This window comes from Bradyrhizobium sp. Crot121 (genome assembly GCF_059512385.1).
On sequence record NZ_JCAMOR010000286.1, the window covers coordinates 1 to 821 of the forward strand.

Below are 821 nucleotides of genomic sequence, written 5' to 3' on the forward strand. Positions count from 1 at the left end.
GCTGCGTCATGACGTACAAGCCGGAGGCAAGGCCAAACATGGATCGCAGGAAATTTATAAAGAGAGCCTCGGGACTGATTATTGCGGGTCCCTGCGTTATTCGTCCATCAGCGGCGGCCGCGCCGCCACCGTCTGAAATCACGATCCCGATGTCACTCAGCGACGCGAGGTTCGCCGGCAATGTTCCAGGACCCGGCGGTCCATTCTCGTCTGGTACGCAAGCCAACAAAGATTGGATCGACAGTCCCAATTACAAGAATGGTGATGCGTGCTTTGCGATCCAATCGAGCGGCTCCCTTGTAAGCAACTTTGTCCAGTGCCGAATCGATTGGCGTGAAGGTCCCCGCCAGAACGGCGGCGGTATCACGAATATGGACCAGTGCTTCTTTAATTGTGTCGCCAAGGTCGGCGATCACTCTGACGCGTTCCAAGCGTACCCGTACCTGGGAGACAACGCGACGGTCAACTTCACCAATTGTAGCTTCAAGTGCTACAATGATAATGAGCCTCAACCTGGCTTTGTCAGTTCAGATTGTATGCAGTGGGCTGATAATTTCTCGGGAACTGTAACTTACAACAACTGCATTTTCTGGAACGGCGATCGCACTGTTTTCATCTTCGCAAGTCCCGGCACGACGACCAATGTCGCGTTCACCAATTGCTATTTCGCTACTCCGGTGGAGCGCCTGGCTTCCATATAGCGGCTGTCAGAACTGGAGTGCTCAACGTTCTGGCATGGAGCAGTGTGCGCCTCGCGAGAGTGGTCGGCACGACCATCATTCCGGGTGCATTGATACGTTCGCCATAACGGCGGGGGTGCC

The 821-nt window shown here is 54.7% G+C and carries 1 protein-coding gene; it reads right to left on the bottom strand.

All coding sequences use genetic code 11. The features are described 5' to 3' along the window. Window positions 1-152: 152 nt before the first annotated feature. Entirely contained in the window at window positions 153-416 is a 264-nt protein-coding gene (locus AC5ZGW_RS46560; protein ID WP_496114192.1) for a hypothetical protein, read from the bottom strand. Window positions 417-821: the final 405 nt, after the last annotated feature.